Source organism: Rhizobium sp. R634, from assembly GCF_002211305.1.
In the GTDB taxonomy this organism is placed as follows: domain Bacteria; phylum Pseudomonadota; class Alphaproteobacteria; order Rhizobiales; family Rhizobiaceae; genus Rhizobium.
This window is the reverse complement of sequence record NZ_LOKW01000001.1, coordinates 244,262-264,619: the sequence shown is the minus strand read 5'-3', so window position 1 is coordinate 264,619 and position 20,358 is coordinate 244,262. Positions and strand designations below refer to the sequence as shown.

The following is a 20,358-nucleotide window of genomic DNA, read 5'->3' as shown; positions in this document are numbered from 1 at the left end:
ATGCCGCGAAGATGCCACGCCTTCCTAAGGGAGTCAATAATTGTGTACATCACGTACACAATTATTATTCGTGAGATACACAATATGCGGAGACCGTCATACCGCTACCGCCCAGAGCGCGATGAGCGAATTTTCGCCGACGTTGGGCCTGATGCTGATTGGGGATGATCGGCACGGCCGAAAGCGCCGCGGCGGGCAGCCGTTGCGGAGTTTACCCAGGCGGATAGCGTGACAGGTGATGGGAATTCTGTGGATCGTCAGGCTCGAACGCCTGGGCGCCGGCAAGGCGGCGCGGCCGTCGCGGGATATCCCGGTTTTGCGACGGCGGGGTCGGGGAGCGCCCGTCGGCGCTCCCCGGAAGATCATGCGGCGAGCGCGCCGCTTTTCTTGGCGGTCCAGGTCGCGATGTAGTCCATCAGGCCGGGCGAGAGGCAGTCATAGGGCTCGAGGCCCGATGCCTTCAGCTGCCCCCGGACGGCGTCCATCTTGGCGGGGTCGAAGCCGCTTTCGATAATCGACGACACGAAGGCCGCGAAGGTCGGTTTTGCCCAGCCGCTTTCCTGGAAGCGCTCGGGATGGACGAAGGACAGCCCCTGGAAGGGATGTTCGCGCTCGACCGGCCCATACATATGCACGCCGCATTCCTTGCAGGCGTGCCGCTGGATCAGAGCGGCGGGATCGACGACGGCGAGCTTGTTGCCGTTCTCGAGCACTTCGACGCTCTCGGTCGGAGCGACCGCCACGACCGAAAAGGCTGCTCCCTCCGGCTTCCAGCACTTGGTGCAGCCGCAGGCGTGGTTGTGGGCGATATCACCCTTGATCCTGACCTTGACGGGATTGCTCGCGCACTTGCACACCAGCGTCCCGCCTGTGAAAGCAGCGTCAGTCGCTCGAAAGCCTGAATCCACTGCTGGATGAATGGCTATGCTGCTCATTGCTTCTCTCCTTCCCTCCCTGGCCGTTTGCGTTATGCCCGGCCGAGCCCTGCAATCACTTTTCGAGCTTCTGCGCGTGCCAGCGCAGATGGTCTTCCATGAATGTCGAAATGAAAAAGTAGGAGTGGCCGTAGCCTTCCTGCATGCGAAGCTTGAGGGGAATACCCGCCGCCTCGCAGGCTTGCCGGAGTTCGTCGGGACGAAGCCCATCCTCCAGGAATGAATCTGCCGTCCCCTGGTCGACGAAGAACTCGGAGAACCGGTGCCCGTCCTCGATCAGCGAGCAGGCGTCATAGGCCCGCCAGCTCTTTTCATCGGGCCCGAGATATTTCCGGAATGCGGGCTTCGACCAGCCCGACACCGAAGGGTGGCTGATCGGCGCGAAGGCCGAGCAACTCCGGAAGCGATCCGGGTTCTTGAGCGCGATGGTGATCGCGCCGTGCCCGCCCATCGAATGGCCGAAGATCCCCTGGCGATCCATGTCGACGGGAAACTCCTCGGCAAGCAGCCGCGGCAGCTCGTCCGTGATGTAGCTGTACATGCGATAGTTCGCCGAAAACGGCGGCTCGGTGGCATCGACATAAAAACCGGCACCCTTGCCGAACTGCCAATTATCGGCTTCGTCGGGAACATGGTCGCCGCGGGGGCTGGTATCCGGGCAGACGACGATCAGCCCGAGCTCGGCGGCAAGCCGCCGATACTCGCCCTTGTCCATGACATTGGCGTGCGTGCAGGTCAGGCCGGACAGATACCACAACACCGGCAGCTTTCCCTCGGCCGCCTGCGGCGGCACGAAGACGGCGAAGGTCATGTCGCAGCCGCAGGCTTCGGAGCGATCGACGTAGACCCCTTGCGTGCCGCCGTAAGATTTGTCGGTCGAGATGGTTTTCATGGCTTAGTACACGACCACGCCGCGGATGCTTTCGCCCTTGTGCATCATGTCGAAGCCCTTGTTGATGTCTTCGAGCGGCATCGTGTGGGTGATCATCGGATCGATCTGGATCTTGCCCTGCATGTACCAGTCGACGATCTTCGGCACGTCGGTCCGCCCGCGCGCGCCACCGAAGGCGGTGCCCATCCAGTTGCGGCCGGTCACCAGCTGGAACGGACGCGTGGAGATTTCCTGGCCGGCGCCGGCAACGCCGATGATGATCGACTTGCCCCAGCCGCGATGGCTGGCTTCCAGCGCCTGGCGCATGACCTTGGTGTTGCCGGTGCAGTCGAAGGTGTAGTCTGCGCCGCCGATCAGGTCGCCGTTGCGCTTCGTCATGTTGACGAGGTAGGGCACGATGTCGTCGCCGACCTCCTTCGGATTGACGAAATGCGTCATGCCGAATTTCTCGCCCCATTCCTTGCGGTCAGGATTGATGTCGACGCCGATGATCATGTCGGCGCCGGCCAGTCGCAGGCCCTGCAGCACGTTGAGGCCGATACCGCCGAGACCGAAGACGATCGCGGTGGCGCCGATCTCGACCTTGGCGGTGTTGATGACCGCACCGATGCCTGTCGTGACACCGCAGCCGATGTAGCAGATCTTGTCGAAGGGGGCGTCCGGATTGACCTTGGCGAGCGCGATCTCCGGCAGCACGGTGTAATTGGCGAAGGTCGAGCAGCCCATATAGTGATGGATCTTGTCCTTGCCGATCGAGAAGCGGGACGTGCCGTCGGGCATCAGACCCTGACCCTGGGTCGAGCGGATCGCGGTGCAGAGATTGGTCTTACGCGACAGGCAGGAATAGCATTCGCGGCATTCCGGCGTGTAAAGCGGGATAACGTGATCGCCCTTCTTCACGGAGGTGACGCCGGGGCCGACGTCGACGACGATGCCTGCGCCCTCGTGGCCGAGAATGGCGGGGAAGAGGCCTTCCGGATCGGCGCCGGAGAGCGTGAAATCGTCGGTGTGGCAGATGCCGGTCGCCTTGACCTCCACCAGCACTTCGCCGGCCTTCGGGCCGTCGAGCTGCACGGTCATCACTTCGAGCGGTTTTCCTGCCTGAACGGCAACAGCGGCGCGAACGTCCATTTCGATATCCTTCCTCTTAAATTAAATAGGGTTGTCACATATTCGGATAGACTGGCCCCTCGCCGCCCTGCGGCGGCACCCAGTTGATGTTCTGGTTGGGGTCCTTGATGTCGCAGGTCTTGCAGTGCACGCAGTTCTGGGCGTTGATGACGAATGTCTTGTCGCCGTCCTTCTCCACCCATTCATAGACGCCGGCCGGACAGTACCGCGTCGACGGGCCGGCATAGATATCGTGCTCCGATCGCTTCTGCAGCGCCATGTCCTTGACCTTGAGATGCACCGGCTGGTCCTCCTCGTGATTGGTGTTCGACAGGAACACCGAGGACAGCCGGTCGAAGGTCAGGACGCCATCCGGTTTCGGATAGGCGATCGGCTTGTGCTGGGAGGCTGGCTCCAGGCTTTCAGCATCGGTCTTGCCGTGGCCAAGCGTGCCGAAGAGCGACAGGCCGAAGAGCTGGTTCGTCCACATGTCGAGACCGCCGAGGGCCACGCCGATCGCCGTGCCGAACCTCGACCACAGCGGCTTGACGTTCCTGACACGCTTCAGATCCTTGCCGATGTCGGTCGCCCGCCATTCCGTCTCGATCTCGACCACCTCGTCATGGCTGCGGCCGGATACAATCGCCGCGGCCAGCTTCTCGGCCGCCAGCATGCCCGACAGCACCGCATTGTGGCTGCCCTTGATGCGCGGCACGTTGACGAGACCGGCCGAACAGCCGATCAGCGCGCCGCCGGGGAAAGAAAGCTTCGGCACCGACTGGTAGCCGCCCTCGGTGATGGCGCGCGCCCCATAGGAAAGCCGCTTGCCGCCCTCGAAGGTGCCGCGAATGGCAGGATGCGTCTTGAAGCGCTGGAACTCCTCGAAGGGATAGAGATAGGGGTTCTTGTAATTGAGATGAACGACGAAGCCGACCGCCACCAGATTGTCTTCGAGATGATAGAGGAAGGAGCCGCCGCCGGTCTTCATGCCGAGCGGCCAGCCGAAGGAATGCTGCACCAGGCCTTGCCTGTGGTTCTCCGGCTTGACCTGCCAGAGCTCCTTGATGCCGATGCCGAATTTCTGCGGCTCGCGATCCTTCTGCAGGTCGAACTTGGCGATCAGCTGCTTGGCGAGCGAGCCGCGCACGCCTTCGCCGATCAGCGTATATTTGCCGCGCAGCTCCATGCCGCGGGTGTAGTTCGGACCGGGCTCGCCATTCTTCTCGATGCCCATGTCGCCGGTGGCGACGCCGATCACCGCCCCCTTGTCGTCGTAGAGCACTTCGGCTGCGGCAAAGCCCGGATAGATCTCGACGCCGAGTTCTTCCGCCTTGCCCGCCAGCCAGCGACAGACGAGCCCAAGCGAGACGATGTAATTGCCGTGATTGTTCATCAACGGCGGCATCACGACATTCGGCAGGCGGATCGAGCCGGCGGGCCCGAGTAACAGGAACTGGTCGTCGGTCACTTCGGTCTTGAAGGGATGATCGGCATCCTCGCGCCAGCCGGGCAGCAGCCGGTCGATGCCGATCGGATCGACCACCGCGCCGGAGAGGATATGGGCGCCGACCTCGGCCCCCTTCTCCAGGACGACGACCGAAAGCTCCGGATTGACCTGCTTCAGCCGGATCGCCGCCGAAAGACCGGCCGGGCCGGCGCCGACGATCACCACGTCGAATTCCATGCTCTCGCGTTCGGGCAGATCTGTCATCTCGCTCATCCATTCGTCTCCGGCTCGACCTGGCACCAGACCGCGAGAAGCGGCCGGGCTGTGCATCTTATCGCGAAGGATTGCCCCGCATCATTCGCGAAGACTGTGCCGGTAGCGGCAGAAAACCACTGGGAATCGCCAAGCGAGATTTCTGCCGGCGACAGCAGAAGGAAGGCGCGCGGCTGCGTCTGAACATGATCGGGAAAACGGGTGTATCGATCCATATAGATCGCACCGACCCTGAGATCGGCGCGCTCCTCCATGCCGCCGGGGCCGACGAGCACCGCATGGGAATGGGTGTTGCCGAAATTTAGGCTTGCAAACGGGCCGGAGCGGCCGCGTCTCCAGAGCAGCTTGTCGGCGAGAGCCTGGAACTGGCCGGCGATCGCCTCGTATTTCCGCCCCGATTTGGCAAGATGGCCAATCGCATCATCGAGCCCCTGGGGCGCACCGGGAAGAGGCTGGCCCTCGGCGCGCATCTTGCCTGTCTTGAGCAGCCGTTGAAGAACCTTGCCGGCGACGAAGCTGGCGACGGCCGGCGCTTCCGCCGACAGCATCAGTCCGCCGACGTCGTTGAGGAATTCCTGCAGAGGCCGAGGACGCCTCTCCCTGCCGATGTCGTGCAGCCGGACATAGGCCGGCTTTGCGTCATCGTTGAGAAGAAGATCGGCACCAGGTTTGATTGGGCGTCCTACCGCGCGAGCCACGTTCGATCCCCTTCGCTCAGAGCGCCTTTTGCAATTCCGGCAGTGCGTCGAAGAGATCGGCGACGAGGCCGTAGTCGGCGACCTGGAAGATCGGCGCCTCCTCGTCCTTGTTGATGGCGACGATCACTTTCGAATCCTTCATGCCGGCCAGATGCTGGATGGCGCCTGAGATGCCGGCGGCAATGTAGAGATCAGGGGCGACCACCTTGCCGGTCTGGCCGACCTGCCAGTCGTTCGGGGCATAACCGGCATCGACGGCCGCACGGCTGGCGCCGACGGCGGCCCCCAGCTTGTCGGCAACCGGCAGGATGACTTCCTTGAACTTCTCCGCCGAGCCCAAGGCGCGGCCGCCTGAGATGATGATCTTCGCCGACGTCAGTTCCGGACGTTCCGAGGCCGACAGCGCGTCGGAGACGAACCGCGACAGACCCGGATCGGAGATGGCCGGGATCGCCTCCACCGTTGCCGAGCCGCCTTCAGCCGCCGAAGCAAAGGAGGCGGTGCGCACGGTGATCACCTTCTTCGCATCGCTTGCCTGCACCGTCTGGATGGCGTTGCCGGCATAGATCGGCCGCTTGAAAGTGTCGGCCGAGACCACTTCGATGATCTCGGAGATCTGGGCGACGTCGAGCAGGGCGGCGACGCGCGGCAGCACGGTCTTGCCGACCGAGGTGGCGGCAGACAGGATCGTGTCGTAGGAACCGGCCAGCGAGACGATCAGATCGGCCAGCGGCTCGGCGAGATTGTTGGCAAGCGCATCGCTTTCGGCGAGCAGAACCTTGGCAACGCCGGAGAGTTTCGCCGCCTGATCGGCCGCCGCCTTGGCGGCCTTGCCGGCGACGAGGATGTGAATATCGCCGCCGATCTGGCTTGCCGCCGTCAGCGCCTTGGCGGTCTGGTCGGAGAGATGATTGCCGTCATGGTCGGCCAGAAGAAGAATGGTCATGATAGTTGCTCCTGTTCCAACCCGATTACAGCACGCCGGCTTCGTTCTTCAGCTTGTCGACCAGTTCGGCGACGCTCTTGACCTTGACGCCCGCCTTGCGGCCGGACGGCTCCTCGGTCTTCAGTACCTTCAGCCGCGGCGTCGTGGAGACGCCGAAGTCAGCCGGGCTCTTCTTGTCGAGCGGCTTCTTCTTCGCCTTCATGATGTTCGGCAGCGAGGCATAACGCGGCTCGTTCAGGCGCAAGTCGGTGGTGACGACCGCCGGCAGCTTGATCTCGATCGTCTGCAGGCCGCCATCGACCTCGCGGGTGACCGTCGCTTTGCCGTCGCCGATCTCGATCTTCGAGGCGAAGGTCGCTTGGGCCGAACCGAGCAGGGCCGCCAGCATCTGGCCGGTCTGGTTGGAATCGTCGTCGATCGCCTGCTTGCCGGTGATAACAAGCCCCGGCTGTTCGGCATCGGCGACCGCTTTGAGGATCTTGGCGACGGTGAGCGGCTCGACCTGATCGTCGGTCTCGACCAGGATCGCCCGGTCGGCGCCCATGGCGAGCGCCGTCCGCAGCGTCTCCTCGGCCTTGGCCGGGCCGATCGACACGACCACAACCTCTTCCGCTTTACCGGCCTCCTTCAGCCGCAGCGCCTCTTCCACTGAGATCTCGTCGAACGGGTTCATCGACATCTTCACATTGGCAAGCTCGACACCCGAACCATCCGGCTTCACCCGGATCTTCACGTTGTAGTCGACAACCCGTTTGACTGGGACGAGAATCTTCATTTTGCGAACCCCTTATAATTCTAGACGGCCGTCAGTGCGGCCGGTCGGCAAGCAGCGCCCAGAAGGCGAAGAGCGGCGTCTCCACCGACCTCATGGCATGTTTGATCCCTGGGATATTGTAGAACGATCCGCCGATACCAGGCGAAAACCAGTCCCCCTCCCCCTGCTGGAACTCTCCCTTGGAAAGCACGAGATAGACTTCCTCCGGCGCATGATCGTGATCGGGATAACGCACGTGCGGCGCCATCAACGTCACGCCGAGCCACAGGTCGTTCCGCTCCTCCAATCCGCCCGGGCCGATGATCATGGCATTGGCATGCCCATCGACGAAATTGTCGCTGGCCGTGTGGTCATACTTGGTGCGTCGGCGCCATTCAAGCATTGGCTCGATGCCTTTGAACCGCTCGATCAACTGCGTCAGTGAACCATAGGAGGTATCGGCCGAAAGCGCCACATCGAGGTGGTGAGCGCAGACGGGCAGCCGGCTGCCTTCTCCCGCCCGCGCAGTCCCCGGGCGCTCCAGCGCCGCAAAGAACCCATCGAGCGAGCGGCGGGCTTCCGGCGCCTTGGCGAACTGACCGAAAGCCCGAGATGCCGCCTCGAGGAAATGCTGGAGGCTTTCATTGCGTGAACTCATACCATCCCCTCCCTTGGGAGCATGACATCATCCCAACCGGCTTACGCTTCCGGCATCACGCTCCGGACGACCGGCCGGCGAACCGGCCGATCCTGCAATCATATATCCTTCGCGATGCGCAGACCGTCATAAATGGCGGCATGCGTATTGCGCGCAGCGACGGCGTCGCCAATGCGGAACAGCTGGAACTTGCCTTCCGGATTGCGAATGACGGATTGCGGCTCTCCCTGGAGAAGCTGGTCGTGAGAGATCTCGCCGAGATTGGTCGAATTGGGCTTCAGCTCGAAATAGAGTTCGTCGAGCGGGATGGTCCCGTGATTGACGACGATCTGGTCGTAGCTGTGCTGTCGGGCAATCCCGCCATAATCGCTGCCGACATGGGCCACGAGCTGGTTGCCGCTCTTTTCGACGGCTTCCAGACGATAGGTGACGGTAAAGGTCACGTCGTACTTCTGCAGCGAGCGCATATAGGGCACTAGGTTCATCGCCATGACTTCGGGCGCGAAGGACCGGTCCGGCGTCATGATCTCGACCTTGGCGCCTGATTTGGCAAGGAACTCCGCCGCCTGGAGGCCGGCATGATCGCCGGCATCATCGAAGATCAGCACGTTGGAGCCCGCCTTCACGTCGCCGGAGATGATGTCCCATGCGGAAACCACCAGCTCGTTGCCGCTCGTGAGAACCTCCGTGTGCGGCAGGCCGCCCGTCGCGATGATGACGACATCGGGGCTTTCGGCCTCGATCGTGCCGGCTTCCGCCCAGGTGTTGAAGTGGAAGGTGACGCCGTATTTTTCGCACTGGCTCATGCGCCAGTCGATGATGCTGATCATTTCCCGGCGGCGTTCGCTCTGCGCGGTGAGGCGGATCTGGCCGCCCGGATTGTTCGCCGCCTCGAAGACGACGACCTTGTGGCCGCGCTCCCCAGCGACACGCGCCGCCTCGAGACCGGCCGGCCCGGCGCCGACGATGACGACTTTCTTATTCACATCGGCCTTCGCCAGGATGTGGGGCATGGTCAGTTCGCGGCCGGTGGCGGCATTGTGGATGCAATAGGCAGCGCCACCCTGATAGATGCGATCGAGACAGTAATTGGCGCCGACGCAGGGGCGGATATCCTCTTCCCGCTTCTCGATGATCTTGCGGACGATATGCGGGTCGGTCATGTGCGCGCGGGTCATGCCGACCATATCGACCTTGCCGGCCGCGATCGCGTGGCGCGCGGTGGCGACATCGGGGATCTTCGCCGCATGGAAGGTCGGGAACTGGGTGGCGGAGCGGATTTCGCCGGCGAAATCGAGATGCGGCGAATTCGCCATGCCCTGGATCGGGATCACGTCGGTCAGGCCCGCATCGGTGTCGATATGGCCGCGGATCACGTTCAGGTAGTCGATGAGGCCGCTTTCCTTCAGGCGCTTGGAGAATTCGAGACCTTCGGCCTTGCCGGTGCCGCCGGGAAGACATTCGTCGGCGGTGTAGCGCAGGCCGAGAATGAACTCCTCGCCCACCCTTTGCCGGATCGCCTTGAACACGTCGAAACAGAAACGCAGACGATTTTCGAAGGAGCCGCCATAGGGGCCTTCGAGCTCGTTGGTGCGCGGAGACACGAACTGGTCGATCAGGTGGCCGTAGGCCTCAAGCTCGACGCCGTCCATGCCGCCCGCCTTCATGCGCTCGGCGGCATCGGCGAAATCCTTGATGATCCGCTCGATATCCCAGTCTTCCATCTTCTTCGGGAAGGCGCGGTGCGAAGCCTCGCGATGATGCGACGGAGCGACGACCGGCAGCCAGTCGCCCTTGTCCCAGCGCGTGCGCCGGCCGAGATGGGTGAGCTGGATCATGATCGCCGCCCCCTCTTCGTGCACGGCGTCGGTCATTTCCCTGATCCAGGGAACGATCTCATCCTTGTAGGCCAGCAGATTGTTGAAAACCGGCGGGCTGTCCCTGGAGACGGCGGCAGAGCCGGCCGTCATCGTCAGCGCCACGCCGCCCTTCGCCCGCTCCACCGTATAGGCGCGATATTTCTCCTTCGGCATGCCATCCTCGGGATAGGCCGGCTCATGCGAGGTCACGATGATACGGTTGCGCAGCGTCAAATGCTTGAGCTGATAGGGCTGAAGGAGAGGATCGTTCGACATGGGCCGTGGTTCCGTATTAAAAACGTCGAGCAGACGCTAAGCGCAATGTACATATGTGTCAATGTTGAAAACAAAGAAGTCGTTATTTTCGACACTGATGTACATTTTTCTTGCGCTCAGCCTCGGAATTTGATAGGAGATAACGCATGGAGCAGGCTTTGAACGACACCGGCTGGCGCGGATCGCAGGAAGGATGGCTGGAAGCAGCTTACCACTCCCTGCTCGATTCCGGCGTCGATTCGGTGAAGATTCTGCCGCTGGCAAAGAAGCTCAATCTCTCGCGAACGAGCTTCTACTGGTTCTTCAAGGATCGGGAGGAACTGTTGAGCGCACTGGTGGCGCGTTGGCGCGATAAAAACACCGGCAACATCGTCAAGCAGTCGGAAGCCTATGCGGAATCGCTGGCCGAGGCGATGCTCAACGTCTTCGATTGCTGGCTCAACACCGATCTTTTCGACGCCAAATTCGAATTTGCCGTGCGCAGCTGGGCGCTCCAGTCCGACGAGCTTCTGGCCGAAGTCCAGCAGGCCGATCAGATCCGGCTGGAGGCGCTAAAACGCATGTTCATGCGCTTCGGGTTACCAGAAACGACATCAGATGTCAGAGCGCGGACAACTTATCTCGTCCAGATAGGCTACATATCGATGCAATCGAGGGAGGAACTCGCCGTCCGCATGAAACGGATTCCGGAATATATCGCGATCTACACCGGCGAAGTGCCGCAGCAGAGGGAGCTCGACCGCTTCTTCTCGCGGCATGGCTATAAGCCCGGTGAGAGGAAGACCTGAGATGAGCGCTTCCTTGAGGATCGGCATCATTGGCGGCGGCGGCTGGCTTGGCGGAGCCATTGCTGGCTCGATCCTCGATTCCGGCCTGGTCGTTCCTCAAAATCTCTCCCTCTCCTATCGCAGGGAGCAGCCGCGCCGTTTTCCGGATTCTTTCTGGACGACCGACAGCCAGGAGCTTGCCGACCGTTCGGACGTGATCCTGCTCTCCGTTCGCCCCGATGACTGGCATCCCCTTGAGGTCGATGCTTCCGGCAAGCTCGTCATTTCGGTCATGGCCGGCATTCGCCTCGCCGCCCTTGCCGCACGGCACAAGACCAACCGCGTCGTGCGCGCCCTGCCGAATGCCGCGGCCGAAGTGGCGAAATCCTATACGCCCTGGATCGGCGCGAGCGGCATCACGGAAGACGACCGCGCTATCGTGCGCGCCATTTTCGAGACATGCGGATCGCAGGACGAGGTCGCAAGGGAAAGCGATATCGATTACCTCACAGGCCTTTCCGGATCCGGACCGGCCTTCCCGGCGCTGCTCGCCGCCGCGATGATGCGCGATGCCGTCGCCCATGGCCTGCCGGCAGATGTGGCGCGCCGCGCGGTCAACACGGTGATGACAGGCGCCGGGCGCCTGCTGGAGCGCCGCGACGAGTCGCCCGACGATGTCGTTCAGACCTTTCTCGACTACCGCGGCACGACCGCGGCAGCCATCGAAACCATGCGTGCCGCCGGGTTCGACGCCTCGGTCGCCAATGGTCTTTCGGCGGCATTTACGAAATCGGTAAGTATGGGAGACGCCTCCTGAAAACCGTTGGAGCGGGTTACTGCGGCGCCCCGTTCATCAAGTACAGCCGCTAAACAGAGGGAACGAGAATGAAAACACTACTCGCATCGACATGTCTGACGCTCGGCCTGATCGGTGGTGCATCTTTCGCCAGCGCCGCCGAATGCGGCAGCGTGACCATCGCCAGCATGAACTGGCAGAGCGCCGAAGTTCTCTCCAACCTGGACAAGTTCATCCTCAACGAAGGTTACGGCTGCCAGGCTGACATCACCGTCGGCGATACCGTCCCGACGATCACCTCCATGGCCGAAAAGGGTCAGCCGGATATCGCCCCGGAAGCCTGGATCGATCTGCTGCCGGATGTCGTCAAGAAGGGCACGGAAGAAGGCCGCATCGTGCAGGTCGGCTCGCCGCTGCCGGACGGCGGCGTGCAGGGCTGGTGGATTCCGAAATATCTCGCCGACGCCCATCCCGACATCAAGACGATCGGCGACGTGCTGAAGCATCCGGAACTCTTCCCTGATCCCGAGGACCCGAAGAAGGGCGCCATCGTCAACGGCCCGCAGGGCTGGGGCGGCACGGTCGTCACCTCGCAACTCTACAAGGCCTTCGGCGCCGAGAAAGCGGGCTTCACCCTCGTCGACACCGGTTCTGCTGCCGGCCTCGACGGTTCGATCGCAAAGGCCTACGAACGCAAGGAAGGCTGGGTCGGTTACTACTGGGCGCCGACTGCGCTGCTCGGCAAGTATGATATGGTCAAGCTCGAAGCCGGCGTGCCGGAAGATTCGGCAGAGTGGAAGCGCTGCATCACCGTTGCCGATTGCCCCGATCCGAAAGCCGCCTCATGGCCGGTCGACCACGTCGTGACGCTCGTTGCCAAGCCCTTCTCCGAAAAGGTCGGCCCTGAGGTCATGGACTATCTGGCGAAGCGCTCCTGGAGCAACGACACGGTCAACAAGCTGATGTCCTGGATGACCGACAACCAGGCGACCGGCGAAGACGGCGCCAAGCACTTCCTGGAAGAAAACAAGGACATCTGGACCAAGTGGGTTTCGCCTGAGGCGGCCGCGAAGATCGAAGCTGCCCTTTAACAACCGACTACGCGGTGCGCGAAAGCGCACCGCCTCTCGCTGCCGATAAAATCAAAAAGACTGCCACGGCTCTTTGAAGAAAAAGGGGATCCGAATGGAATGGTTTTATAAATTCCCGCACATGAACGACGACGCGCTTCGCAATCTGAAGAAGGCGATCGACGACGGTTTTCGCGCATTCACCCGCAGCTACGGCGACGGGATCGAAAGCCTCTTCGTTCCGCTCCAGCACTTCCTGATTGCCGCCGAACGCTTCATGACCCAGACGCCGTGGCCGATCATCACCGCGATCATCCTCGCCATCGCATGGTTTGCGAGCCGCAGCCTGAAGATCGTCTTCGGCTGTCTCGTGACCCTGCTGCTGATCGGTTACTTCGACATGTGGGACGATACGATGCGGACGGTCTCGATGATCTTCGTCTGCACCGTGCTCTCCATCGCCATCGGCATTCCGATGGGCATATTGATGGCCCGCTCCGACAGGCTGCAACGCGTCGTCAACCCGATCCTCGACGTCATGCAGACGATGCCGAGCTTCGTCTATCTCATCCCGGTCGTCATGCTCTTGGGCATCGGCAAGGTGCCCGGCCTGATCGCCGTCGTCATCTACGCCATCCCGCCGATGATCCGCCTGACCGATCTCGGCATCCGCCTCGTCGACAAGGACGTGCTGGAAGCGGCCGACGCCTTCGGCACCTCGCGATCGCAGAAGCTCTTCAAGGTGCAGTTGCCGCTGGCGCTTCCCACCATCATGGCCGGCATCAACCAGACCATCATGATGGCGCTCGCCATGGTCGTCATTGCCTCCATGATCGGCGTCCAGGGCCTCGGCCAGCCGGTGCTGAAGGCGATCGCCAACCAGTACTTCACGCTTGGCATTTTCAACGGCCTTGCCATCGTCGGCATTGCCATCATCTTCGACCGGGTCAGCCAGGCTTATGGCAAAAGGCTCCAGAAGCATCGGGAGACCGTCCATGGCTGATCATCATTTCGGCGGCATCAAGATCCGCAACCTCTACAAGATCTTCGGCCCCACCCCCGCCGCGCATGTCGAGGCGGTTCAGAAAGGCCTGACCAAGACCGAACTCAACCAGAAATACGGCCATGTGCTCGGCCTGAGGGATATCAATCTCGAGATTCCCTCCGGCTGCATCCAGGTCGTCATGGGGCTTTCGGGTTCGGGCAAGTCGACGCTCATCCGCCACATCAACCGGCTGATCGACCCGACATCAGGCGAAGTGCTGGTCGACGGCGTCGACGTCGTGAAGATGAACGAGACCGAATTGCGGACGTTCCGCCGGCAGCAGACGGCGATGGTGTTTCAGAAGTTCGCGCTGCTGCCGCACCGCAACGTCCTCGACAACACCATCTTCGGCCTCGAAGTGCAGGGCATGGAGCGCGGCAACGCCGTCGACATCGCCATGCGCTGGCTGGAGCGGGTCGGCCTCAAGGGCTTTGAGCAGCGCTATCCGAACCAGCTCTCCGGCGGCATGCAGCAGCGCGTCGGCCTGGCGCGGGCGCTCGCCAACGATGCCCCGGTCCTCTTGATGGACGAAGCCTATTCGGCGCTCGATCCGCTGATCCGCACGGATATGCAGACGGTTCTTCTCGACATCCAGAAGGAGATCAAGAAGACCATCGTCTTCATTACCCACGATCTCGACGAGGCCCTGCGTCTCGGCGACCAGATCGCCATCCTGCGCGACGGCGAAGTCATCCAGCAGGGCACCAGCCAGGACATCGTCCTGCGTCCGGCCGACGAATACATCGCCAACTTCGTCAAGGAAGTGAACCGCGGCCGGGTCATCCATGTCGAAGCCGTCATGACGCCGCTGCATTCCGGTGCCGCCCCCGTCGGACTGGCGATTGCGGCGGGAACGACGGTCGAAGAAGCGGTGCGCATGCTGGCGTCTGCGCCGGAAGGCGATGCCCGCGTGATTTCGCCATCCGGAGAAACCTTGGGTCTCGTCACCTTCCGTCAACTTGCCGGTGCTATGGTGAACTCTCAAGAGACCGGTCATCGGCGCGACAGCACCCTTTCGGTCGCGCTCTGAGGCACCACGAGGGAGAGACGACGCAGCATGCCATTCGGCTCCGAGCATCCGCTGCGCAAGGAGTTGCACAATGAACTCCACGCGCGGCCGTCTCTCTATTTCGACGGCGACACCGATGTCTGGCATGTCGCCATCGTCGGCGACAACGCCCCTCCCCCGATCCCGGCTTCGCTGCCGGGATTGGAGGATGTTTCCACGACCCACCAGGGCAATCATGGCATCGGCCGCTTCGCCGGCGGCTGGCTGAAATGGGAAGCCCATACCGAATTCCTGACCCTCACCTTCGTCGTTCCGGCATCGGCCGAGCCCGGCAGCAGTCCGCCTGAGGCGTTCCAGGCCTGCTGCCGCGAGATCGACGGAAAGGTCATCGCGGCCGTCCGCGTGCTGGTGCGCGACGAGAAGGACGGGCAGGCTCCGGGAAGACCGAAGCTCGACTATGTCGCCTCCAAAGTCGGCGGCGGCGATGCGGAAGTGCATTCGAATTTCCGCCTGAGCGACAGCGGTTTCGTCGAATTCCTGCTCTTCAACCGCAATCTCAACGCCTACAGGACCGGCCGCATGGTCCGGCGTTTCCTGGAGATCGAGACATACCGGATGATGGCGCTTCTGGCCCTGCCGATGGCGCGCGAGACGGTGTCGCAGCTCTCGGCTTTCGACCGGCGCCTCGATCTTTTGATCACGCATATGCAGAGCGCCGTCAAAGTCGACAAGGCGCTGCTCTCCGAGGTGACGAGGCTCTCTTCCGACGTCCTCAACTTCTCGGCCCTTGCCCGCCACCGCTTCGGCGCGACGAAAGCCTATGCGGAGATCGTCGCCAGCCGGATATCGGAGCTTCGCGAGGAGCGCGCCGAACAGCGCCAGAGGATCGGCACCTTCATCGACCGGCGCTTTCAGCCGGCCGTCCGCTCGGTCAGCGCCGCCGAACGCCGCCTCGACGAACTGGCCGAACGCGTCAGCCTGGCCGGTGATCTGTTGAGAACCACGGTGCAGGTGCAGCTCGAGGACCAGAACGCTTCGCTTCTGACCTCGATGGAAGAGCGGGCGCGCATCCAGGTGCATATCCAGCAGGCGGTCGAAGGCTTCTCCGTCATCGCCATCACCTATTATACCATCGGCCTGGCGAAGATCTGCCTCGACAGCATTACCGCGCTCGGCGTCGATCCGCATGTGGCGAAGCTTGCCGTTCTCGGCGCCATCCCCCTCGTGCTCTTCGCCGTCTGGGCCGCGGTTCGCCATGTGCGCAGGAGCATTGCCGGCTCGCCCCTCAAAGCGCACGAATAGCGCGCGATCTCCCCATCGGTCGGCACCGGCAGAATCGGTTTACCGAGCGGCGCGTCCAGGGCAAATTGCTACGCAGACAACCGCGTTGCGATTTCCTTCGCGCTTCATGAGAAAATTGCGATCCGTGTCCACTTTGCGTAGATATCGTGCAGAATGGGCGCGATGACTGCCTATACATTTTGCGCATGATCAGGCCAGACTGCGTCGCGAAAGGCCGATCTGCCGACAATATCGGCACCCGACAATTGCTCCATGGCTGCGGAACAATACAATGGATCTCGACCAGGACCATGATGGTCTAGGGTCCTAAAGCCAAACCCGTCCATCGATCACCCCAAGTGATGGGAGGGGGATAAGTCCATACGCGCTCCATCCCGTGCGTATGACCAATGCCTGTCAGCCTGCCGAAGGGTCGGGCGGTCCACTAGAACCTTCGGCAGGCGACTTGGCGATGGCGCGCAATCAGGCGGGCCGCCATGCGCAATTTGGCTAATCGTTTTACCATCGGAACAACCTAAAAACCGGCAGATCGACGGATTGCCAGCCGGTCCCGCTTCTGTCAGTTCCTGTCGTCTGGCTCGAAAAACCTGAGTGGATGGAACGATCGACAACGCAATTCACAGGCTGATTTTCACCACACCTGCCGCACAGCGGATCGTGCTGCACCGGCTTGCGCAAGCCGCTGATTTCAATGCAGTTCCGCCGGCCAAGCCTCATCCATCACCCCTTCTGCTGGACTCTGACGAAATCTCAGGGAGAATGATCATCCATGAACAGCTGCGGGGCATGAATAGGGACGTACAGCGACATCGCATCCAAGCGGAACAGGCGTCACGCCGCTCGATGCAGCGAGATAAAAATAATCGGGGGAGAGCATGACGGAAACCAGCACCCAGCCATTCTCGTTTCGCTTCCGCGGCTCGTCCTTCGACAACATGGTTGAAACGCTCGGCGGCGCTTTCGGCGCTTTCGATGCAGCACCTATCGGCCGCTCCCAGAACTTCCATTGGGGATTGGATTTTTCGGTCGCCGACAGCGCTGTCCTGCTCACCGGCTATCATGAGGCGGAGTTTCAGTTCAATATCGAGCCGACCGTCGATACGACGGAGTATTTGTCGATCGTCGTGCCGCGCAGCGGCGGCATGGGTGTGGCCTATGGATCCCGCGTCGCCGAGGCGGGGCAAGGCAAGTTGCTTCTCTATAACAATTTCGAACCCGACAGCGTCATCATGCACGGGCAGTCCAATGTCATCGACGAATTGCTGATCAACTGGTCCGTCATTCTTCAGACGATCGGCCAGACATTCGAGATACCGTTCAGCGGTTCTCTCGACCTGCTGCCCGAACTCGATCTCTCCACTCCGGCCGGCCGGACGATCGGCAACCTCACCGAAACGATCGCCATCGGCATGCGCGACGACGGGCCGCTGCTGCAATCGCCGATCGCCATGGCGCATATGACGCAGGCGCTGGCCGATCTCGTGGTCCGCATGGTGCCGAACCGGCTCTCGCATTTCCTCGACAAGGGACCCGCCCTGATCGCTCCCCGCCATGTCCGCAAGGCGATCGAATTCATGCAGGCCAATATCGATCAGCCGATCACCATGCCGAAAGTGGCCGAAGCGGCCGGCGTATCCAGCCGGGCGCTCGAAACCGGCTTTCGCGCGTTCCGGGGAACGTCTCCCGCCGCCTATCTGCTGACGTTGCGCCTACGCGCGGCGCGGCAGGATCTGCTCGATCCCGAGAGCACCGAGACCATGAAAGCAATCTGCCTCAAATGGGGCTTCTTCCATTTCGGCCGGTTTTCCGCAGTCTATAAGTCGACCTATGGGGAATATCCTTCCGACACCAGGAAGCGCGTCGGCCGCCGCTATGCCGGAGCTTAAGGTCTGGGCAGTTTGTAGTGCACTTTCATCGTCCTCGGATCCCGCTTGACGATGTCAAGCACGCCGTCGCGCTCAGCGAGCGCATTGAGTTCCCTGAGCACGAGGGAATGCGCAATCCCGAGCAGGCGCGCAAAGGAGCGGCTATCCTCTGCAATTCCCAGTTCGGCTGCGACGAGCAGACCGGCCTGGATCGAGGTCAGCCTATCATCCCGCTCCTGCGCCTTGGCGACCAGGGCAAGAAAGCGGTCGACGTCCGACGGCTCCTCGCTCACGCGGCGTTTCGCCGGCGGAAAGACACCATGATCGATTTCGAAGTCGGCGTATCGCTCTCCTTGCCGGCGCTGGCAAGCGGCACCAGCACGTTCAATTCCGGATAATAGCCGGCAATGCTGCCCCTTGGAATGTCATAGGGCACGAAGCGGAAGTCCTGCGCGATGCGCTCGATGCCGTCGTCATGCTCACCGACGACGTCGACCCGGTCGCCGGCGTTGGCATTCATCGCCTCCAGGTCGGCAGGGTGAATGAAGATGACCTGCCGCTCTCCGTAGACGCCGCGATAGCGGTCGTCGAGACCGTAGACCGTCGTATTGTACTGGTCGTGCGACCGGAACGTCTGCAGCGCAAAATGCTCGCCGCCCTTCCGCGCGCGCTGATGCACCGTCTCCTCGGGAAGCGCCTCGGAGGAGAAAGACGCCTTGCCGGCCGGCGTGTCCCACTCCCGATGAGCGGCGGCATTGCGCAGATGAAAACCGCGCGGCTTGCGCAGGCGGGCATTGTAATCCTCGAAGCCTGGAATGGTCGCCTCGATGTGATCGCGGATCAGGTCGTAATCGCCGGCAAGCTCGGTCCAGCCGACCACGGCGGAACCGACCGTCGCCTCGGCGATGCCGGCGATGATGGCGACTTCCGAGAGCAGATGCGGCGAGGCCGGCCGGTTGATGCCGGCGGAGCCGTGCACCATGCTCATCGAATCCTCGACGCTGACGAGCTGGGAGCCGCCGGCAGCATCGCGATCCATCTCGGTGCGGCCGAGGCAGGGCAGGATGAAGGCCGTCTCGCCGGGCATGAGATGCGAATGGTTGGGCTTGGTCGCAATGTGTACCGTCAGCTTCAGCCGCCGCAGCGCCTGTTCGACGAGCGCGCTGTCGGGCGTGGCGCGCGCGAAATTGCCGCCGAGCCCGATAAAGGCATCGGCCGAGCCGTCGAGCATCGCCCCGATCGCGGCAAGCACGTTGTGACCGTGTTCGCGGGGAACGGTGAAGCCGAAATGCCTTTCCAGCGCGTCGAGGAAATCCTCCGACGGCTTCTCGTTGATGCCGACAGTGCGGTCGCCCTGCACGTTGGAATGGCCGCGTACCGGGCAGAGGCCGGCGCCGGGCTTGCCGATATTGCCACGCAGGAACATGAAATTGGCGATCTCGCGGATCATCGCCACCGAATGGAGATGCTGGGTGATACCCATCGCCCAGGTGCAGATGACCCGCTCGGCCTTGATATAGACATCGGCCGCCCGCTCGATCTCGTCGCGGCTCAGTCCCGACTGGTCTTCGATCTCCGCCCAGCTCGTCGCCTCGACCGCGGCCCGGTATTCGTCAAAACCGGCGCAGTGTTCGGCCAGAAATGCGTGATCGAGCACGGAAGGCAGGCCGGCGGCAAGCGCGGCGTTCTCCGCGGCGAGCACCGCTTTCGCCATGCCCCTGACCGCGGCCATGTCGCCGCCGAGCTGCGGCTGCAGATAGTGGCTGGCAATGTCGGTCGAGCCGCGGCGCAGCATCTCGATCTTGTCCTGCGGATCGGAGAAGCGCTCCAGGCCGCGCTCGCGAATCGGATTGAAGACGACGATGCGCGCGCCGCGAAGCGCGGCCCGGCGGAGGTCGCCGAGCATCCGGGGATGGTTGGTGCCGGGGTTCTGTCCTATCACGAAGATCGCATCGGCCTCTTCGAAATCCTCCAGAAGCACGGTGCCCTTGCCGACGCCGACTGCCTGCCGCATGGCGATGCCGCTCGCCTCGTGGCACATGTTGGAGCAATCGGGAAAATTATTGGTGCCGTAGACGCGCACGAACAGCTGGTAGAGGAAGGCGGCCTCGTTGCTCGCCCGGCCCGACGTATAGAATTCCGCCCGGTTCGGATTGTCGAGGCCCTTCAATATGCCGCCGATCTCGGCAAAGGCATCCTCCCAAGAAACCGGCAGGTAATGGTCGCTCGTGCGGTCATAGCGCATCGGATGCGTGAGGCGGCCGTTGAGCTCCAGCTCATAATCCGACAACTGGCGAAGCTGCGACACCGTATTCGCCGCGAAAAAGGCAGGCGTCGCCCGCTTTTCCGTCGCCTCCCAGGCAACGGCCTTCACGCCGTTTTCGCAGAATTCGAACGACGATCCGTGTTCCGGATCGCCCCAGGCGCAGCCCGGGCAATCGAAGCCATCCGGCTGGTTCGCCTTCAGCATGGTCCGCGCCCCTGAAAGGGGCATGCCGCTTTGCAGCAATTGCTTGCCGCAGCTCTTCAGAGCGCCCCAGCCGCCGGCTGCCGCCGATTTCTTGCCAATGAATTTTGTGTCCATGCGCTCCTCTATTGTCGAAGCGCGGAAAACATCAAGGCCGTAGGCACGATGGTTCGATAGAAAAAATCTATC

At 62.3% G+C, this 20,358-nt stretch carries 19 protein-coding genes; 8 read left to right on the top strand and 11 right to left on the bottom strand.

Going from position 1 to position 20,358, the window contains the following annotated elements; genetic code table 11:
• Window positions 1–362: 362 nt before the first annotated feature.
• The 9 genes from gfa to ATY77_RS01155 form a co-directional block, all read right to left on the bottom strand.
• Window positions 363–935 (bottom strand): S-(hydroxymethyl)glutathione synthase, encoded by a 573-nt coding sequence (gene gfa / locus ATY77_RS01195; RefSeq protein WP_088685718.1) that lies wholly within the window; start codon window positions 933–935, stop codon window positions 363–365.
• Between the two features lie 55 nt (window positions 936–990).
• Complete coding sequence (fghA, locus tag ATY77_RS01190) at window positions 991–1,827, bottom strand: S-formylglutathione hydrolase (protein ID WP_088685717.1); 837 nt, start codon at window positions 1,825–1,827, stop codon at window positions 991–993.
• Between the two features lie 3 nt (window positions 1,828–1,830).
• Window positions 1,831–2,958: an S-(hydroxymethyl)glutathione dehydrogenase/class III alcohol dehydrogenase gene (locus tag ATY77_RS01185; protein ID WP_088675614.1), complete on the bottom strand. Its 1,128-nt coding sequence runs from the start codon at window positions 2,956–2,958 to the stop codon at window positions 1,831–1,833.
• 34 nt (window positions 2,959–2,992) lie between these two features.
• Window positions 2,993–4,657 (bottom strand): electron transfer flavoprotein-ubiquinone oxidoreductase, encoded by a 1,665-nt coding sequence (locus ATY77_RS01180; protein ID WP_088685716.1) that lies wholly within the window; start codon window positions 4,655–4,657, stop codon window positions 2,993–2,995.
• Window positions 4,654–5,355, bottom strand: coding sequence for a dimethylsulfonioproprionate lyase family protein (locus tag ATY77_RS01175; RefSeq protein ID WP_088685715.1), 702 nt, complete (start codon window positions 5,353–5,355; stop codon window positions 4,654–4,656). The genes ATY77_RS01180 and ATY77_RS01175 overlap by 4 nt, the downstream gene beginning before the upstream one ends.
• Before the next feature lie 16 nt (window positions 5,356–5,371).
• Window positions 5,372–6,301, bottom strand: coding sequence for an electron transfer flavoprotein subunit alpha/FixB family protein (locus ATY77_RS01170; protein ID WP_088685714.1), 930 nt, complete (start codon window positions 6,299–6,301; stop codon window positions 5,372–5,374).
• 25 nt (window positions 6,302–6,326) lie between these two features.
• A complete protein-coding gene (locus tag ATY77_RS01165) occupies window positions 6,327–7,076 on the bottom strand; it encodes an electron transfer flavoprotein subunit beta/FixA family protein (RefSeq protein WP_088685713.1) in 750 nt (249 codons plus the stop codon).
• Between the two features lie 31 nt (window positions 7,077–7,107).
• Window positions 7,108–7,713: a dimethylsulfoniopropionate lyase gene (locus tag ATY77_RS01160; protein ID WP_088685712.1), complete on the bottom strand. Its 606-nt coding sequence runs from the start codon at window positions 7,711–7,713 to the stop codon at window positions 7,108–7,110.
• Between the two features lie 98 nt (window positions 7,714–7,811).
• Entirely contained in the window at window positions 7,812–9,848 is a 2,037-nt protein-coding gene (locus ATY77_RS01155) for an NADH:flavin oxidoreductase (RefSeq protein ID WP_088685711.1), read from the bottom strand.
• Window positions 9,849–9,994: 146 nt separating this feature from the next.
• Here ATY77_RS01155 and ATY77_RS01150 point away from each other — a divergent pair, with 146 nt between their 5' ends.
• The 8 genes from ATY77_RS01150 to ATY77_RS01120 all read left to right on the top strand — a co-directional run bounded on the left by ATY77_RS01150 (window position 9,995) and on the right by ATY77_RS01120 (window position 17,723).
• Window positions 9,995–10,636, top strand: a complete 642-nt coding sequence (locus ATY77_RS01150; RefSeq protein WP_088675607.1) for a TetR/AcrR family transcriptional regulator — start codon at window positions 9,995–9,997, stop codon at window positions 10,634–10,636.
• A gap of 1 nt (window position 10,637) precedes the next feature.
• Window positions 10,638–11,432, top strand: a complete 795-nt coding sequence (locus ATY77_RS01145) for a pyrroline-5-carboxylate reductase dimerization domain-containing protein (RefSeq protein WP_088675606.1) — start codon at window positions 10,638–10,640, stop codon at window positions 11,430–11,432.
• 68 nt (window positions 11,433–11,500) lie between these two features.
• Complete coding sequence (locus tag ATY77_RS01140; RefSeq protein WP_088675605.1) at window positions 11,501–12,502, top strand: ABC transporter substrate-binding protein; 1,002 nt, start codon at window positions 11,501–11,503, stop codon at window positions 12,500–12,502.
• A gap of 94 nt (window positions 12,503–12,596) precedes the next feature.
• A complete protein-coding gene (locus ATY77_RS01135) occupies window positions 12,597–13,484 on the top strand; it encodes a proline/glycine betaine ABC transporter permease (protein ID WP_088675604.1) in 888 nt (295 codons plus the stop codon).
• The gene (locus tag ATY77_RS01130; protein WP_088685710.1) at window positions 13,477–14,556 is read left to right on the top strand and encodes a glycine betaine/L-proline ABC transporter ATP-binding protein; all 1,080 of its coding nucleotides are present in this window, start codon (window positions 13,477–13,479) and stop codon (window positions 14,554–14,556) included. The genes ATY77_RS01135 and ATY77_RS01130 overlap by 8 nt, the downstream gene beginning before the upstream one ends.
• Window positions 14,557–14,583: 27 nt before the next feature.
• Window positions 14,584–15,837: a DUF3422 domain-containing protein gene (locus tag ATY77_RS01125; protein WP_088685709.1), complete on the top strand. Its 1,254-nt coding sequence runs from the start codon at window positions 14,584–14,586 to the stop codon at window positions 15,835–15,837.
• A 591-nt stretch (window positions 15,838–16,428) separates the two neighbouring features.
• Window positions 16,429–16,716 (top strand): hypothetical protein, encoded by a 288-nt coding sequence (locus tag ATY77_RS32315; protein WP_141103893.1) that lies wholly within the window; start codon window positions 16,429–16,431, stop codon window positions 16,714–16,716.
• Window positions 16,713–17,723: an AraC family transcriptional regulator gene (locus ATY77_RS01120; RefSeq protein ID WP_088685708.1), complete on the top strand. Its 1,011-nt coding sequence runs from the start codon at window positions 16,713–16,715 to the stop codon at window positions 17,721–17,723. The genes ATY77_RS32315 and ATY77_RS01120 overlap by 4 nt, the downstream gene beginning before the upstream one ends.
• Here ATY77_RS01120 and ATY77_RS01115 read toward each other — a convergent pair.
• Both ATY77_RS01115 and ATY77_RS01110 read right to left on the bottom strand, forming a co-directional pair.
• Window positions 17,720–17,995, bottom strand: coding sequence for a hypothetical protein (locus tag ATY77_RS01115; protein ID WP_088685707.1), 276 nt, complete (start codon window positions 17,993–17,995; stop codon window positions 17,720–17,722). The genes ATY77_RS01120 and ATY77_RS01115 overlap by 4 nt on opposite strands.
• Window positions 17,992–20,286 (bottom strand): FdhF/YdeP family oxidoreductase, encoded by a 2,295-nt coding sequence (locus ATY77_RS01110; protein ID WP_088685706.1) that lies wholly within the window; start codon window positions 20,284–20,286, stop codon window positions 17,992–17,994. The genes ATY77_RS01115 and ATY77_RS01110 overlap by 4 nt, the downstream gene beginning before the upstream one ends.
• Between the last annotated feature and the right edge of the window lie 72 nt (window positions 20,287–20,358).

What these genes read in the sequence shown, in the direction of transcription:
- ATY77_RS01180 (WP_088685716.1), bottom strand. Translation starts at nt 4,657, where the DNA reads ATGAGCGAGATGACAGATCTGCCCGAACGCGAGAGCATGGAATTCGAC.
- gfa (WP_088685718.1), bottom strand. Translation starts at nt 935, where the DNA reads ATGAGCAGCATAGCCATTCATCCAGCAGTGGATTCAGGCTTTCGAGCG.
- ATY77_RS01135 (WP_088675604.1), top strand. Translation starts at nt 12,597, where the DNA reads ATGGAATGGTTTTATAAATTCCCGCACATGAACGACGACGCGCTTCGC.
- fghA (WP_088685717.1), bottom strand. Translation starts at nt 1,827, where the DNA reads ATGAAAACCATCTCGACCGACAAATCTTACGGCGGCACGCAAGGGGTC.
- ATY77_RS01155 (WP_088685711.1), bottom strand. Translation starts at nt 9,848, where the DNA reads ATGTCGAACGATCCTCTCCTTCAGCCCTATCAGCTCAAGCATTTGACG.
- ATY77_RS01160 (WP_088685712.1), bottom strand. Translation starts at nt 7,713, where the DNA reads ATGAGTTCACGCAATGAAAGCCTCCAGCATTTCCTCGAGGCGGCATCT.
- ATY77_RS01145 (WP_088675606.1), top strand. Translation starts at nt 10,638, where the DNA reads ATGAGCGCTTCCTTGAGGATCGGCATCATTGGCGGCGGCGGCTGGCTT.
- ATY77_RS01185 (WP_088675614.1), bottom strand. Translation starts at nt 2,958, where the DNA reads ATGGACGTTCGCGCCGCTGTTGCCGTTCAGGCAGGAAAACCGCTCGAA.
- ATY77_RS01130 (WP_088685710.1), top strand. Translation starts at nt 13,477, where the DNA reads ATGGCTGATCATCATTTCGGCGGCATCAAGATCCGCAACCTCTACAAG.
- ATY77_RS01120 (WP_088685708.1), top strand. Translation starts at nt 16,713, where the DNA reads ATGACGGAAACCAGCACCCAGCCATTCTCGTTTCGCTTCCGCGGCTCG.
- ATY77_RS01110 (WP_088685706.1), bottom strand. Translation starts at nt 20,286, where the DNA reads ATGGACACAAAATTCATTGGCAAGAAATCGGCGGCAGCCGGCGGCTGG.
- ATY77_RS01165 (WP_088685713.1), bottom strand. Translation starts at nt 7,076, where the DNA reads ATGAAGATTCTCGTCCCAGTCAAACGGGTTGTCGACTACAACGTGAAG.
- ATY77_RS01140 (WP_088675605.1), top strand. Translation starts at nt 11,501, where the DNA reads ATGAAAACACTACTCGCATCGACATGTCTGACGCTCGGCCTGATCGGT.
- ATY77_RS01150 (WP_088675607.1), top strand. Translation starts at nt 9,995, where the DNA reads ATGGAGCAGGCTTTGAACGACACCGGCTGGCGCGGATCGCAGGAAGGA.
- ATY77_RS01125 (WP_088685709.1), top strand. Translation starts at nt 14,584, where the DNA reads ATGCCATTCGGCTCCGAGCATCCGCTGCGCAAGGAGTTGCACAATGAA.
- ATY77_RS01170 (WP_088685714.1), bottom strand. Translation starts at nt 6,301, where the DNA reads ATGACCATTCTTCTTCTGGCCGACCATGACGGCAATCATCTCTCCGAC.